The organism is Paenibacillus sp. Y5S-9 (genome assembly GCF_036894235.1).
In the GTDB taxonomy this organism is placed as follows: Bacteria; Bacillota; Bacilli; order Paenibacillales; family Paenibacillaceae; genus Paenibacillus.
Genome location: NZ_CP145887.1, coordinates 3470837 through 3484412 on the forward strand (window position 1 = coordinate 3470837; position 13576 = coordinate 3484412).

At 43.9% G+C, this 13576-nt stretch carries 11 protein-coding genes; 6 read left to right on the top strand and 5 right to left on the bottom strand.

The features are described 5' to 3' along the window. Positions 1 to 91 precede the first annotated feature (91 nt). Positions 92 to 1585 carry an alpha-N-arabinofuranosidase gene (locus V6669_RS15395; protein WP_338594959.1) on the bottom strand — a complete coding sequence of 498 codons (1494 nt, stop codon included), beginning with the start codon at positions 1583 to 1585 and terminating at the stop codon, positions 92 to 94. A 226-nt stretch (positions 1586 to 1811) separates the two neighbouring features. On the opposite strand from V6669_RS15395, the gene V6669_RS15400 reads away from it, so the two are divergent. Next, positions 1812 to 2738 carry an ArsR family transcriptional regulator gene (locus tag V6669_RS15400; protein ID WP_338586743.1) on the top strand — a complete coding sequence of 309 codons (927 nt, stop codon included), beginning with the start codon at positions 1812 to 1814 and terminating at the stop codon, positions 2736 to 2738. A 121-nt stretch (positions 2739 to 2859) separates the two neighbouring features. Next, positions 2860 to 3984 carry a phosphotransferase gene (locus V6669_RS15405; protein WP_338586744.1) on the top strand — a complete coding sequence of 375 codons (1125 nt, stop codon included), beginning with the start codon at positions 2860 to 2862 and terminating at the stop codon, positions 3982 to 3984. Positions 3985 to 4082: 98 nt separating this feature from the next. Here V6669_RS15405 and V6669_RS15410 read toward each other — a convergent pair whose 3' ends face one another. After that, on the bottom strand, positions 4083 to 4913 hold the full coding sequence (locus V6669_RS15410) for an AraC family transcriptional regulator (RefSeq protein WP_338586745.1): 831 nt from the start codon (positions 4911 to 4913) through the stop codon (positions 4083 to 4085). A 197-nt stretch (positions 4914 to 5110) separates the two neighbouring features. On the opposite strand from V6669_RS15410, the gene V6669_RS15415 reads away from it, so the two are divergent. After that, positions 5111 to 6517, top strand: a complete 1407-nt coding sequence (locus V6669_RS15415) for a glycoside hydrolase family 4 (protein ID WP_338586746.1) — start codon at positions 5111 to 5113, stop codon at positions 6515 to 6517. An 87-nt stretch (positions 6518 to 6604) separates the two neighbouring features. Here the strand turns inward: V6669_RS15415 and V6669_RS15420 are convergent, their stop codons facing one another. Further along, positions 6605 to 7492 (bottom strand): LysR family transcriptional regulator, encoded by an 888-nt coding sequence (locus V6669_RS15420; RefSeq protein ID WP_338586747.1) that lies wholly within the window; start codon positions 7490 to 7492, stop codon positions 6605 to 6607. A 386-nt stretch (positions 7493 to 7878) separates the two neighbouring features. On the opposite strand from V6669_RS15420, the gene V6669_RS15425 reads away from it, so the two are divergent. The 3 genes from V6669_RS15425 (at position 7879) to V6669_RS15435 (ending at position 10516) form a co-directional block, all read left to right on the top strand. Next, positions 7879 to 8625, top strand: a complete 747-nt coding sequence (locus tag V6669_RS15425) for an acetoacetate decarboxylase (protein WP_338586748.1) — start codon at positions 7879 to 7881, stop codon at positions 8623 to 8625. 14 nt (positions 8626 to 8639) lie between these two features. Continuing rightward, entirely contained in the window at positions 8640 to 9671 is a 1032-nt protein-coding gene (locus tag V6669_RS15430) for a ketopantoate reductase family protein (RefSeq protein WP_338586749.1), read from the top strand. Between the two features lie 194 nt (positions 9672 to 9865). Then, on the top strand, positions 9866 to 10516 hold the full coding sequence (locus tag V6669_RS15435; protein ID WP_338586750.1) for a hypothetical protein: 651 nt from the start codon (positions 9866 to 9868) through the stop codon (positions 10514 to 10516). A 35-nt stretch (positions 10517 to 10551) separates the two neighbouring features. Here the strand turns inward: V6669_RS15435 and V6669_RS15440 are convergent, their stop codons facing one another. Both V6669_RS15440 and V6669_RS15445 read right to left on the bottom strand, forming a co-directional pair. Next, complete coding sequence (locus tag V6669_RS15440) at positions 10552 to 12276, bottom strand: AraC family transcriptional regulator (RefSeq protein WP_338586751.1); 1725 nt, start codon at positions 12274 to 12276, stop codon at positions 10552 to 10554. 171 nt (positions 12277 to 12447) lie between these two features. Then, entirely contained in the window at positions 12448 to 13404 is a 957-nt protein-coding gene (locus tag V6669_RS15445; RefSeq protein ID WP_338586752.1) for an ABC transporter substrate-binding protein, read from the bottom strand. Positions 13405 to 13576: the final 172 nt, after the last annotated feature.

Genomic DNA, 13576 nt, shown 5'->3' on the forward strand with positions numbered 1-13576 from the left:
AAAGCACCGCGCGCTGGAAGCTGCACGCGGTGCGAAAAACAATGCTGATGTTGCAGAGTAGGAGAAAATTCTATCCCGCTCTTATTATTTATTATGCCTGTTTGGTTTTGAGGCGAATGACGTTCCACGACGCTTTGTTCAGTACAGCTTGCACTTTACCTTGATCCACGGTTGTGTGCCCGCCGTTGTGCGGAAGGACATTGCGTGGGTTTTCTTTCGTATTGGTTGCTTTCAGATCGTTATTCTCTAGTACGATATGTTCCACAAATGTGGTTTCTCCGAAGGAACGCAGGTCTACGTTAAGTTCCAACTGCTCATCCAGATGTCTGTTCACCGCAAAGATTGTGATCGTGCCGTTCTCTTCATCATGCACACTGATCGCTTCGAGATAAGGCACATCTGTAAAGTCTTTGGAATCATATTTAGGTGAAGTTGTGATGGATCGCAACACCGTACCACGACCGAAGTTGGATGCATGCATGAACGGGAAATACGTCGTCTGGAACCAGATCGCTCCGTTATTTTCTGTCATGATTGGTGCAATGGTGTTAATCAACTGAGCAAGACAAGCCATTTTTACACGATCGGCGTGCTTGAGTATGGTAATCAGGTAACAGCCCACGGCTAGTGCATCTTCATGTGTGTATACATCTTCAAATTCAGGAGGAGCAATCTGCCACCGTTCTTCCATACGGCTTGTGCCAATGGATTTCCAGACATTCCATTCATCCAGAGACAGCATCAATTTTTTCTTGCTGCGTTTTTTGGCTTGTACAAAATCACAGATCGAAGCCACACTATCAATAAATTGATCCAGATCCAGCGATGTCGCCAGGAAGTCATACGTGTTGTCTTTGTTATTGTTGTAATACTGATGCAGGGACAAGTAGTCCACATTTTCATAGGTGAGATCCAGCACGGTTGCTTCCCAATCTGCAAATGTACTCATGTCACGGCTGGAACTGCCGCAGGCCACAAGCTCGATCTCAGGGTCTACCCATTTCATCGCTTTAGCGGTCTCATTAGCAATACGGCCATATTCATATGCAGTCATTGCACCAATCTGCCAAGGGCCGTCCATTTCGTTGCCTAGACACCACGTTTTGAATTTATGCGGGTCCTTGTAACCGTGAGAGATACGCAGATCACTCCAGTATGTGCCAGATGGGTGGTTGCAGTATTCGATCAGGTTTCTGGCCGCATCAATGCCGCGAGTACCCAGATTTACAGCCATCATCACTTCGGTACCAACCAGTTTGGCCCAATCTGCAAATTCGTTTGTTCCTACCGCGTTTGTTTCAATCGTCCACCATGCCAGTTCAAGTCTGCGTTTACGCTCGGCTACCGGACCAACGCCGTCCTCCCAGTTGTAACCGGATACGAAATTGCCGCCCGGATAACGAACGATGGGTACGTTCAGAGCTTTGATCGCTTCAATGGCATCCTGACGGAAACCTTGAGCATCCGCAGTAGGATGACCTGGATCATAAATACCGCCATATACGGCGCGTCCCAGATGTTCTATAAATGAACCATAGACACGTGGATCAACTTCAGCAATCTGAAAATCTTTATCAATAAGCATTTTAGATGTAAGCAATGAGAAAACCTCCATAGAATTAATTTTTAGGTGTGTAAGAAAATTTATTTCGTGCTGAGTTCGCACAAAAGCAAAATCAACTCATTGATTTGTTATCTAATGTGTATCATAATGCTATTATATTGAGCAAGTTTATTTCGAAGGGTTCGCTAAAAAACGAATCCTAAATCAATAATATATTGAATTCTATAGAGATAGGGAAGTGAAGTTCATGATGCTTGGCACGGATGCCACATCCTTGATCATATATGAGGCGCTCGCCAGCGAGGCCCGTTTAAATATCGTTCGTTTATTATTGCAAAACAGGGAAATGCATATCAATGCACTTGCCAAAGAACTCTATCTGAGCAAAGCCATCGTTAGTACACATGTGAGCAAATTGCAGAAAGCGGGCATCGTAGGCAGCCGCATGAAGCGTGAGAACGGTGGAACGTATAAATACTGCTTTATTCTGCAAGAATTTATGACTATCAATCTTTCTCCTGAACCAGTAGATGCTCCTTACCATGAAGTCTCTATTCCGGTTGGTCAGTATACGGATTACGAAGCTTGGCCCACCTGTGGCATTGCAACAACAACGCAAATGATTGGACAATATGACACACCAGCCTGCTTCATGGACCCGGATCGGGTGAACGCGGGAATCCTTTGGATGACACGAGGTTTTCTGGAATATAAGATTCCCAATTATCTCAATACAGAACAGCATCTCCAGGAAATTGAAATTTCACTCGAACTAAGTTCGGAAGCACCTCAAGTCAATGAAAACTGGCCTTCCGACATTCGCTTTTCACTTAATGGCAATCACTTGGGAACATGGACAAGCCCCGGGGACTTTGGGGATCGGAAAGGCAAGCATACTCCGCTATGGTGGAAATTGGACGTCAACCAGTATGGTGTACTGAAGGTGTTACGCATTAACGGAGAAGGGACGTTTATGGATAGCCAGCGCATCTCGGATGTGCGTATCCATGATCTGGAACTGGATTCTTCCACTTACTGGACGTTTGGATTAAGGCCGGAAGAAGGGGTCCCGGGGCGGGGTGGACTTACGTTGTTTGGCAAAGGGTTCGGTAACTACGATCAGGACATTTTGATTCGGTACTATTACGAGGCTGCAGCGTTGAAAAAGGAATAGAATAATCTGGAAAATAAGGTTAAGATATAACCATCTGAATAAAAAGGAGCGTTTTCAAATGTCTAACAAGGTGATTGTGCTTTAGGTTCACAGAAGGATATTTGCGTTACAGGGATTCCTTTTGTGGACATTGCAATGCGGGAAACTGTCCCGACAATGTTTACTGGAGGAGATCGTAATTAACTTTAACGAAGCTGTTAACATTAGCAATACGCATGTACTGGCGCTGGTACCCGAGCTGTTTCATCTGGAGGGTTACAATATTCAGCTTATTCCGCCTCATGAGGGTGGACGGAATGTTGTTTACACTTGCGAGCGAGAGGGGCGTGAATCGCTAATTCTACGGGTGTCTTTTTTGCCTGACAGAAAGCGGGAAGATTACATTGCCGAACTGGAGTATGTGCGGTATCTGTTTGAGCACGGTGCAAGTGTCTCGAATGTGGTCAACTCGAAAAAGGGCCATCTGGTAGAAGAGATCACTTATGATGAGCATACATTCTTTGTCTGTATGTTTGTGAAGGCCAAGGGAAAGTTGCTGGTAGAGAACCATTATCAGTATCGTGAAGGGGTTCCGCTTACCGAATACTATTATAATAGCGGCAAAATTCTGGGCAAAATACATCAACTATCGAAAGGGTTCACTCCCGTCCATCGCCGGCATCATTTGATTGACAATTACAGCGGTGAATATATCGATAACTTGGTACCTAAGTCATTCCCTTTGCTTAAAGAGAAGATGGTTGAGCTCCTGAATACCTTACAAGGTTTGGATACAAACCAGGAAACATTCGGCATGATCCATTTTGATTATAACGATGGAAATTACTCGATCGATTTTGATACCGGACAGATCACCGTGTATGATTTTGATAATTCATGCTTTGGTTGGTATATGTATGATCTGGCCGATCTATGGACACACGGAGTCGGCTGGGTTCAATTTGAGCCGGATGCGGATAAACGCAGACAGTTCATGGATGACTATTTTCAAAATGCCCTCGCTGGATATACTTCCGAGACCAAGATCGAAGATTCGATGTTGGAGAAGCTGCCTTTATTTATTCAAGTTACTCTCTTGGAGAATATTCTAGGTCAATTTGAGGAAATGCAGCGTGCTGGCGAAGAACCGGAAACTGACGAAGCACTGTTGTATCTCATTAAATGTCTGGAAGAGGATATACCATATAAGGGATTTTTCCATGACATTTATTCGAGTGAAGCTCCGTTTGAGTATGAGGGACGCTGAAGGGACCTGTACGTAAACTAAACCCTGAATAACCAAGGATTCATCAAGTTATTAGGCAGCCGGATCGACCGGTTGCCTCTTTGTTTGTCTGCAGCATGTTATTCAAATTTGGAAGGAGGTACGTTGTAAAATTTTTTGAATGCTTTGGAGAACGTGAAGGGGTCGGGATAACCCAGAAATCCGGCAATTTGCTGGATCGTATATTTTTTCTCATACAGATAGTCTCTGGCCCTGTTCATTTTGATCTGATTGATATACTGCCCAGGTGTTATACCGAGAATTTTTTTGAACAAAGAAATAAAATATTTCTCAGAGACGCCGGCAATATCTGCAAGTTCGTTAACTCGGATGGCACGATGCAGATTCGCATCCACGTATGGGAAGACATTTTGCAGAACCTCCAGACTTCCTTCAATTTTCCTCGGTTTTCGGTCTTTCAGAAACTCACCGTGATACAGCCCTTGCCCATGTAATTCCAAAATTTTGGCGATGACGAGAAGGAGAGAGGCTTTCAAGTAAAGTGGACTGGCGGAAGCGCCGCTACTCTGCTTGAATCTTTGATAGGACGAGGTGAACAGCGTTGATTCCTCTTGAATCAGATTGCCAGGTACGATGCCCGGGAGTTGAAACTCGCCGAGAATTCGCTTTTGCTCAGCGATGCTGAAATCAAAGTGCATGTATACGAATCGGCACAACTCTCCGGTAGTGGAAGCAGTGTAGGGCATATCCGGATAAAAAAACACCACGTCACCCGGGTTCGCCATATGCTCGATTCCATCGATGGTAATCTGCACGGAGCCTGCTGTAATGAACCACAGATCATAATCGGAATGAGACTTGCGCTCCGTCCAATTGCTGTCGTGCGTTTGTTCCAAATAAGAGCTCATGCGAAGTGTGATATACTCCGAAAGTTCGTCGATTATACTCATATTTATAGTTCCTGCATGCATCTAACCAAACTCATTCCTCTCTACTTTATGACATCCTTTATTTTTCAATATCATATCAAAGGAATTATCTCTTGTTAACTACCGTACGATATGACATGTATTGAAAACTATCACACATTCCGATTCCAGCCCACTCACCTATAATGAACTTATATCGTTACGAGGAGGGGTTATTGATGAATGCTACAAGTACACAGCATCCAAAGGTAGTTGTTATTGGGGCGGGCAGCCTGTTTTTTGGTCGGCAGTCCATCTGGCAGATGGTACACTCCCCATATTTGAATCAGGGAACGTTGGCTTTGGTGGATACGGACGAGGAACGGCTCTCTAAAATGGTAACACTAGCGGAAATGGTCGCCAAAGAGAACAACGTATCCCTAAAGATTGAGGGTTCAGTGGACCGAAGACAGGTGCTTCCCGGAGCCGACTTCGTTGTGCTCAGCTTTGCGGAAAAATCGGTGAAATATCGGGGCATCGACTGCCAGGTTTCTCTAAAGTATGGGATTCGCATGTGTTCTGGCGATACGATTGGCCCGGGCGGAATCTTTCGCGCGATGCGGGAACTGCCGGTTATTATGGAATGCGCCAAAGACATTGAGGAGTTGTGTCCGGATGCTTGGGTGATCAATTATATTAACCCGTCTACCGTTCATGGCATCGCATTACATCGATATGCTCCGAAGCTTAAATCGTTTGCGCTGTGTGATAGTCATCATATGCCGCATAAGAAAGCCTATTACGCCGTAAGAGCGGGTATCATTGGAGACAATAGCCAGTTCACTGAGGAGATCAACCAGCGATTCGATTTTCGAATCGCTGGTGTCAATCATTTCACTTGGCTGCTCAAAGCCGAGTATGAAGGAAAAAATGTGATGCCCACAATTGCAGAAGCCATGCGCAAGCTGGCAGGTGATGAGAATAACGGTGGTGATCGCGGTGCAAAAGCTCTTTTTAACGATGCAATTACCTATGAACTGTATGATATTTTTGGAATCATTCCCACTTGCACAGCGCATACGAAGGAATACGTTCGGTATTGGCAGGGTCTTGGCAAAACTGCGGACGCCATTCCGCCATTATCGATCTGGGAGACAGAGGACAGATATGAGCGTCATGACGAAATGTGGCGTCAGGTGGATGACTTTCTTGCAGGGAACATCCCGATTGCCGATTATATGAGCACCTTCGGACCGGATCATGCGACTGACATCATTGAGAATATGGTGGGGAACTTGGGCAAAAAATTCTTCATCAATACGCTCAATCAAGGTGCGGTAACCAATATGAATACCGATTCGTTCCTGGAGCTACTGTGCGATGTAGATATGGATGGGGTGAAGCCACTCCATGTAGGCGAGATGCCACGTGGAATTAGAGGTATGCAAGAACTTGTACTGGATACGCATGAGCTCACAGTTGAGGCTGTTCTGGAACAGAGTTACGAGAAGCTGAGAAGGGCGATGCTCACCGACCCGCTCGTGAGTTCCATCAGTGACGCGGACAAGATCATCCATGAATTGTTGGAACTGGAGCGTAAGATGATTCCGGATGTTTGGTATAAGGACAGACTGCAGTATAGCTAAGAACGATAACGACAAAAGACCATGTCGGTTCCTTCCAAGGAACAAACCTGGTCTTTGTTTTTATCGTTTGTCATGTATAAAGAAATCCTATTCCACTTTAAACAAGCCAGCATGGTCTTCATAATACGAAGTAATAAAATTACGAAATTCTCTTACAGCAGGAGATAACCATTTTTGTTTCACCCAGGATAGGCTAATGGGATATATAGCTGAATCATCTGCAATTTTTACATAACGTAACCCTAGTTTTCTACATACGGAGATCGGAATTAATGCAACACCCTGATTAAGCCTGATAATTTCAAGCAGGGTATGAGAATCGACCTCAAATGCATGATTGGGGAGGAAGCCTGCTTTTTCACAGAGCATGGTGGTAAATTGGCTGTACTCCTTATTATCGGCAAGGGAAATAAAGGGCTCATTTGCAACAACACTTAATGAAATGCTTGTCTCTCCGCCGTATGCATGATCCGTGGGCACAACAAGAACAATGTCCTCCTCAACAAGCACAACACTCTCAATCTCCTCATCCTGAATCGGATGCCCCGTAATGCCCAGATGCATGTCGCCTTTCTTCAATCCTGTAATAATTTCACTGCGTGTCCCAATACCCTGATGAAGCTTGGTTTCGGGGGTACCGTTGATATAGTCACTAATGAGACCTGTGAGGAATCGGGTATTCGTAATCGAGATCCTGATTATATTGGAAATCTGATGTTCCTCCGCTTTAATCTCCATCTCTGCATTTTCAATTTCAATAAAAATCCTGTTCACATGCTTCAATAAAATCTCACCTGAGGAATTCAATTGAATGTTTCGTCCTCTTCTGTGGAATAAGGGGGTGCCCAGTTCATCCTCAAGTCTTTTAATCGTTAAGCTTAGGGAAGGTTGAGCAATATTCAATTGCGCAGCTGCCTTGGAGATATGTTCGGTATAGGCAACGGTCTGAAAGTATTTAAGCTGAAGCAATTCCATTTATCTGCACTCCTTATTTATTTTGATAAATATATATAGTACTTATTATGTATTATATTAAATTTAAATATTGATGTAGAATTTTTTTATGAGATACAGATCAAATTTTTAAAATACCAAAAAATGACTATATAAGTTGAACTACTCATTTACACAATAACGAAGAGGACAGAAAAAACCTGAAAAAGCAAAGCGATCGCCTAAAAGCTTTCTGAAAGAAAGCTACATCGGAAGCATAAGCTATCAACGGATTTTCACCTTTAGAAAAGGGAATCGAAAAATCTGGGGATAACAGCGATTGGAAGGTTGTTCTGTCATCGTAGTGTCAGTGTGAATGATCTTGAGTTCAACTTATATAGAAACAAAACATAAGGTAGGTGTCTTTGATGAAAATCGATGTGAATAACATAGCTAAAAATCTGAATACACCCCTAACGGCTCCGGCATACCCAATGCCACCGTACAAATTCGTGAATCGTGAATACTTGAATATTATTTACCGAACCGATGAAAAAGCGTTGCGGGCAGCCGTACCAGAACCTCTGGAAATTACGGAACCTTTGGTTAAATTCGAAGTGATGTGGATGCCGGATGTTTCTGGGCTGGGTGCTTATACAGAAGCTGGACAAGTTATCCCTGTGCAATTCAATGGGGAGGCAGGCGATTATGTGCATTCAATGTACGTAGACAATTTCCCCGCAATTGCGAGTGGTCGAGAGCTCACCGCCTATCCGAAAAAGCTGGGTGCGCCCAAGTTGTATACCGATTCAGATACACTTGTCGGCACACTTGATTATGGGACGCTGCGTGTAGCCACGGCAACGATGGGCTATAAGCACGGGGAGATGGATAAAGAGTTGGCCAAACGTGAAATATGCCGACCTAATTTTATGATTAAGATTGCTACCGACTATACCGGGAATTTAAGAATATGTGATCTGATCCGCACTCAAATTACGGATATCGAAGTGAAGGAGGCCTGGACAGGACCTGCCCGGCTTCAACTGTTCGAACATGCGTTGGCACCTCTTGCAGATCTGCCTGTGTTGGAAGTGGTGTCCGCTTCTCATATCCTTACCAACCTAACCTTAAACGCTGCACAACCTGTATATAACTACCTGAAAGAGAAATAAGGAGGAAAAATAAAATGAGAATTGCAATTGTAGGAGCAGGATCTTTGGGAACCATCGTAGGCGCATACCTTGCGGATGGTGGAATGGACGTTGAGTTAATTGATGCATATCAGGAACATGTAGATGCTTTAAATCAGACGGGTGCTAAAGTGACGGGTACCACAGAGTTTCAGGCAAAAGTAAAAGCCATTACTCCTGATCAGAAATCAGGACAATATGACCTCGTGTTACTTTTAACCAAACAACTCTACAACGATTCCACTCTTCAAGAATTACTTCCATTCTTGAAAGAAGACAGTATGGTATGTTCCTTGCAGAACGGGATTCCAGAAGAAAAAGTCGCGTCCATCGTGGGTGAAAAACGTGTCATTGCTGGCTCCGTTGAATTTGGCGCTACATTCATTGAACCAGGTGTATCAAGTCTTACAACTGAGTACACTCAATTTAAGCAGTATGCTTTTCAGATTGGCGAATTAAATGGTGAAATCACCGAACGAATTAAACACGTGAAATCGGTGTTGGACCTTGTGGGTGGAACTCATATTTCCGATAACCTGGTTGGAACCAAATGGTCCAAATTGCTGATCAACAATGCATTTAGTGGTTTGTCCGCTGCATTGAATGGGGAATACGGAGACATTATCGATCACGAAGCCGGCATTGTAAGTGCAGCTCATATTGCGGACGAGACGATTAAAGTTGCTCGCGCCAATGGGGTCACCTTGGTTAAAATGAATGGATTCGACATCGCTTCACTCGAACTGAACAGCGAAGAAGATATCCCTGAACGGGTGAAAACATTACGTTACGTGATGGAGCCCTCCAGACTGCTCAAAGCAAGCATGCTTCAAGATCTGGAGAAGAACCGCAAAACGGAGATTGATTATATTAACGGGGTTGTTTCAAGCAGAGCAGAGGGTACCGGAATTGCGACTCCTTATAATGATTTAGTAGTAAAACTGGTCAAATCTGCTGAAGAAACTCAAACCGTTCCTGATTTTGACACGAACATAAAAGCTTTTGAAGAGCTATTAAGTGCACAATAATAAATTTAATTATTTCAACTGAAAGTCGCTAATATAGCGGCTTTTTTGTTGTATCAGTAAATCTAGTCAGGCTTGATTTAAAAACGGGATAGAGTGTTTTGCATGACTTTGTTTCCTAAGATTATACAAAAAGGGGAATTAAATTTGATATAATATAAACTTGCTGGTTATTTTTCTATTAGAAGGAGATAGGTATGAGGAAATCTTGGGGGGAATTCGTCTTTTATTTGGCGGTGTTTGTCTTTGTTTTGTTTATGTCCTGGAATGATTACTCACTATTTTTGACATTAGGGGTTGTGCTTATAGCCGCTCTTATCATGTTTATGCTGCGCTTTTATTATCCTTTGTCGTTGGAAAAACGTATAGACCGTGTGGAGATTTTCTTACGCAAACAGCAAAATACACCTGGCATTTACATTAATTATGTTCTTGCGAACAGACTCGATGATGAGGCAGAACTTGTGATGGAGCAGATTATGCAGAAATATAAGCGGAAGTCGACGCAGGCCTCGTTTAATGCCGCTTATGGTCTTCATCTCAAAAATATGTTTGCCATTCGGCAAGCTGTACCTCATATCGGCTTATCGGACTACCGTACATATTACGAAACTATTCTACTCTTGGAAGAGGGGAAAAGTGAAGATGCGCGTGAAAGACTTCAATGCATTAAAAAACAGTGGATGAGATCAACATTGCTCGCGGGTATTGAACTCAAAGCAAACAACCGTGATACCGCCATCCAGCACGCTCATGAAGCACTTAACTCTTCCAGAGGTGTTAATCGTTATGTCTTGTATAAGGAATACGAAAGAGTATTACCAGAAGTTGTTGAACACATATCGTAAGATGGTGAAAATGTTTTGAAAAAATAAACCGTGCTTCACGGTTTATTTTTTTCATTTGCTAGCAGAGGTGTGAGTCCATCCTTAGCAAAAATCGAAGGTAGAACTGTCAGTAACCTCTCACGGGTAAGGGGATCATCGTAGTTCCAGCCAGCTTCTACTATATGTACTTTACTGGGTGCCAACATGCCAACCAAACTTTGTAGCGGAGAAGGTATATTTACATTCATCTCCTCCTGAGGTATCATCACGAAGTTTCGGTCTCCAGCGTATTGTGTGATTTTATTGTAATCAATTTGTATCCAAGGTCTGCCATTAATGATCAGTTGATTTACGGATTCGGTGGGCCGAAAGCCAAGTGATTCATACACGGTAGCGGCAAATCCCGTCTGTCCCATAACATATATGTTCTTACCCAGCACCAGATAGACAGTTGCTCGTTCTCCTGCAATATAATCATCCGCCAATTGTCGCCGTATCCTCCTGACACTTTCCTCATAGCGGTCGATCCACTGTTCAGCCGTTCTGCTTCGACCGAAAAGATCCGCAATATAACGAAGACGCTCAAAAGTGCTGGTTGATTCGCGATAAACGATGGTAGGTGCAATGGCATCCAGTCGGGGTAACTGCTGCTCACTATAGTTGCCTAACAGTATAAGATCAGGCTTCAGTAGGGAGACTTGTTCCGATGCGCCTTGCAGTCCAATATCCGGGATCTGAAGCAGTTTGTTCCGATATATAACTTGTGATTTCATTGTAGTTATACCCGCACCGACTGGACGGATACCTATAGCAAGCAACTCTCCAAGGGTATTGGTACCTGTCGCCACGATTCGTGTAGCCGTATCAGGGAGGGAAATCTGCCTGCCGAGGGAATCGGTGATCGTTCTTTGCCTGGTACGTCTTAGTATATTGGCGAATTCCCGTGGAGGGTGTCCTGTGAGCTGATGAAAGCGCCGACTGAAATAATACTCATCCTTAAAACCGACTTGTCGGGATATTTCACGCAAGGTCTCGGTAGAACTGGATAGTAGCCTTTTAGCATGCTGGACCCTAAGCTCTGTCAGGTAATCTGTCGGCTTCTTGCCAGTCATCACCTTAAACAATTTGCTATATTGCCATCGTACCATGCCGGCCATTTCGGCCAAAAGCTCTACGGTCAGATCTTCGTTGTAGTGCTGCTCCATATAGCTGAGTGTACGCTGTACCGCTTGATCATTTTGCACTGGCGGAGCAGCGCTTTCTAACTGAGCCATCAGGCTAAGTATCAGTTGCAGCCGGGTCTGAGTAACCGCTGATTTTGAATGATGCGTAGGCGTAAATTTCGTCTCCTGCAACCGATTTTGCTTGTTGGTTTGCAAAGGCGACGGAGAGATCCAGTCCTCTCCTGCCAACGCCAATTTTATAGTAGAAAGAGATAGCCTGTAAGGAAAGCCTAGAATAAGAGGAGGGCAAGCCGGGAGCAGATTCGACTTATCCACCTGAAAAGCAAGAAAGGTATACCGAGCTACAAGTGCTTGCTCTTTTATCGTTTTGAGAATGTAGGATTGCTGAGTAGGGAGCAGAATACAACTGCCTTGGCTCAGATCTTTCGAAATATTGTTTGTTAACAGCTGAATTCCATGATCCAGAGCAATAAGCAATGTATATTCATTGGCAGCCTTGCTCTTGGTTGATGGATTATGATGATTGGTTTCCTGTAGTGGTGTGAGCTGAAGCAGATCATGCTGCTGCAGTTGGATGTATAGGGAAGCCATTTGCATTCGGGAGCACTCCAATCTAGTGATAACAATTCTCAATTACTAGTTTACCACATTTTACACGTTAGAGAATGTTTCGTTGCAGACCTTATTACACGCAGTAAAAGTTTACAAACTCCAAAAATCCTCCATAGCCCAAAGGGGGTGGAGGATTTCGAAGTTATCATCTATGCGTTATTGTTGATTCATCCATTTCGGTAATTCATCAAGCAATTGCTCTAGTGCCAGCAGGTTGTCGGTATTCCATTCGGCTGAAGCTGTATAGACGTGTCCTTGCTGAACGGCAGGCAACGTTTTCCACAAGGTGCTCTGTAACAAGCGTTCAGATTCAGCTCGACTTTCGTCATTATCCAGCGTAAGGACAAAGAGATGATCTCCTGCATAGTCCGGCATTAGTTCTTCCGAAAGTTCGACGAATGTTAGGTCCTTGTCGATAATGTTTTGCTGAATTGCTGGCGGAATTGCAAATCCGTGCTCTTGATACAAGACTACACCCAAGGAACGATTACCCATCACATAGAGCTGTTTACCTAACTGCAAGAAGATGGTTGCTGTCTCGCCCTCAGCCACATTCAGCTTGTCCCACATCGCTTCCGCTTTTGTATCAAATCTGCTGATCCATTGCTCTGCCTCATCCTGTTTGCCAAAAATGTTGCCAAGCTCGCGGACGCGTTCTGTAAATGGTAAGGCCGAGTTGAACGGAATGGTAGGCGCAATCTTCGAAAAAGCGGCGTTCCGGTCAGCATCTTGGTGATAACCATTCAAAATCAAGTCAGGCTGCAAAGCCGTTATTGCCTCCAAATCACCAGGGTTCCCGACATCCTCAATACCTTCTAATCGGTCTACAATATAGCTTTCCGAAGCATGAATCAGATTGGCTCCAACGACGGGGATATCCATTGCAAGGAGATCTCCAAGTGTTGAACCAAGATAGATCACTCGTTGTGGTTTGGTTGGTATTTCAATCACTTCGTCTGTTTGGGTTGTATAGCTTTTTGTCGTTTGTTCGTTGGTCTTCACAGCTTCTTGTGAAGGTGCGCTTTCCGAACGGCTGCATGCTGCAAGGACGGATAAAAGAAGGAAGCTTGCTCCCCATATGAATAGGTGTTTCTTAATTGTACTGTTCATCATTGTTTCCCCCTGAGTTCTCTTTTTCTCATTGATAACCATTATCAATTACAACGTAATTATAGGTGCCTTTTCAGCGGCTTACAATGAAATAAACGCAGTGAATTTATTTGTACAAATGTCAATGCGTGCATCTATTTGTTCGTTGCATTATTTTCAATCCGCAGCTGCGCTG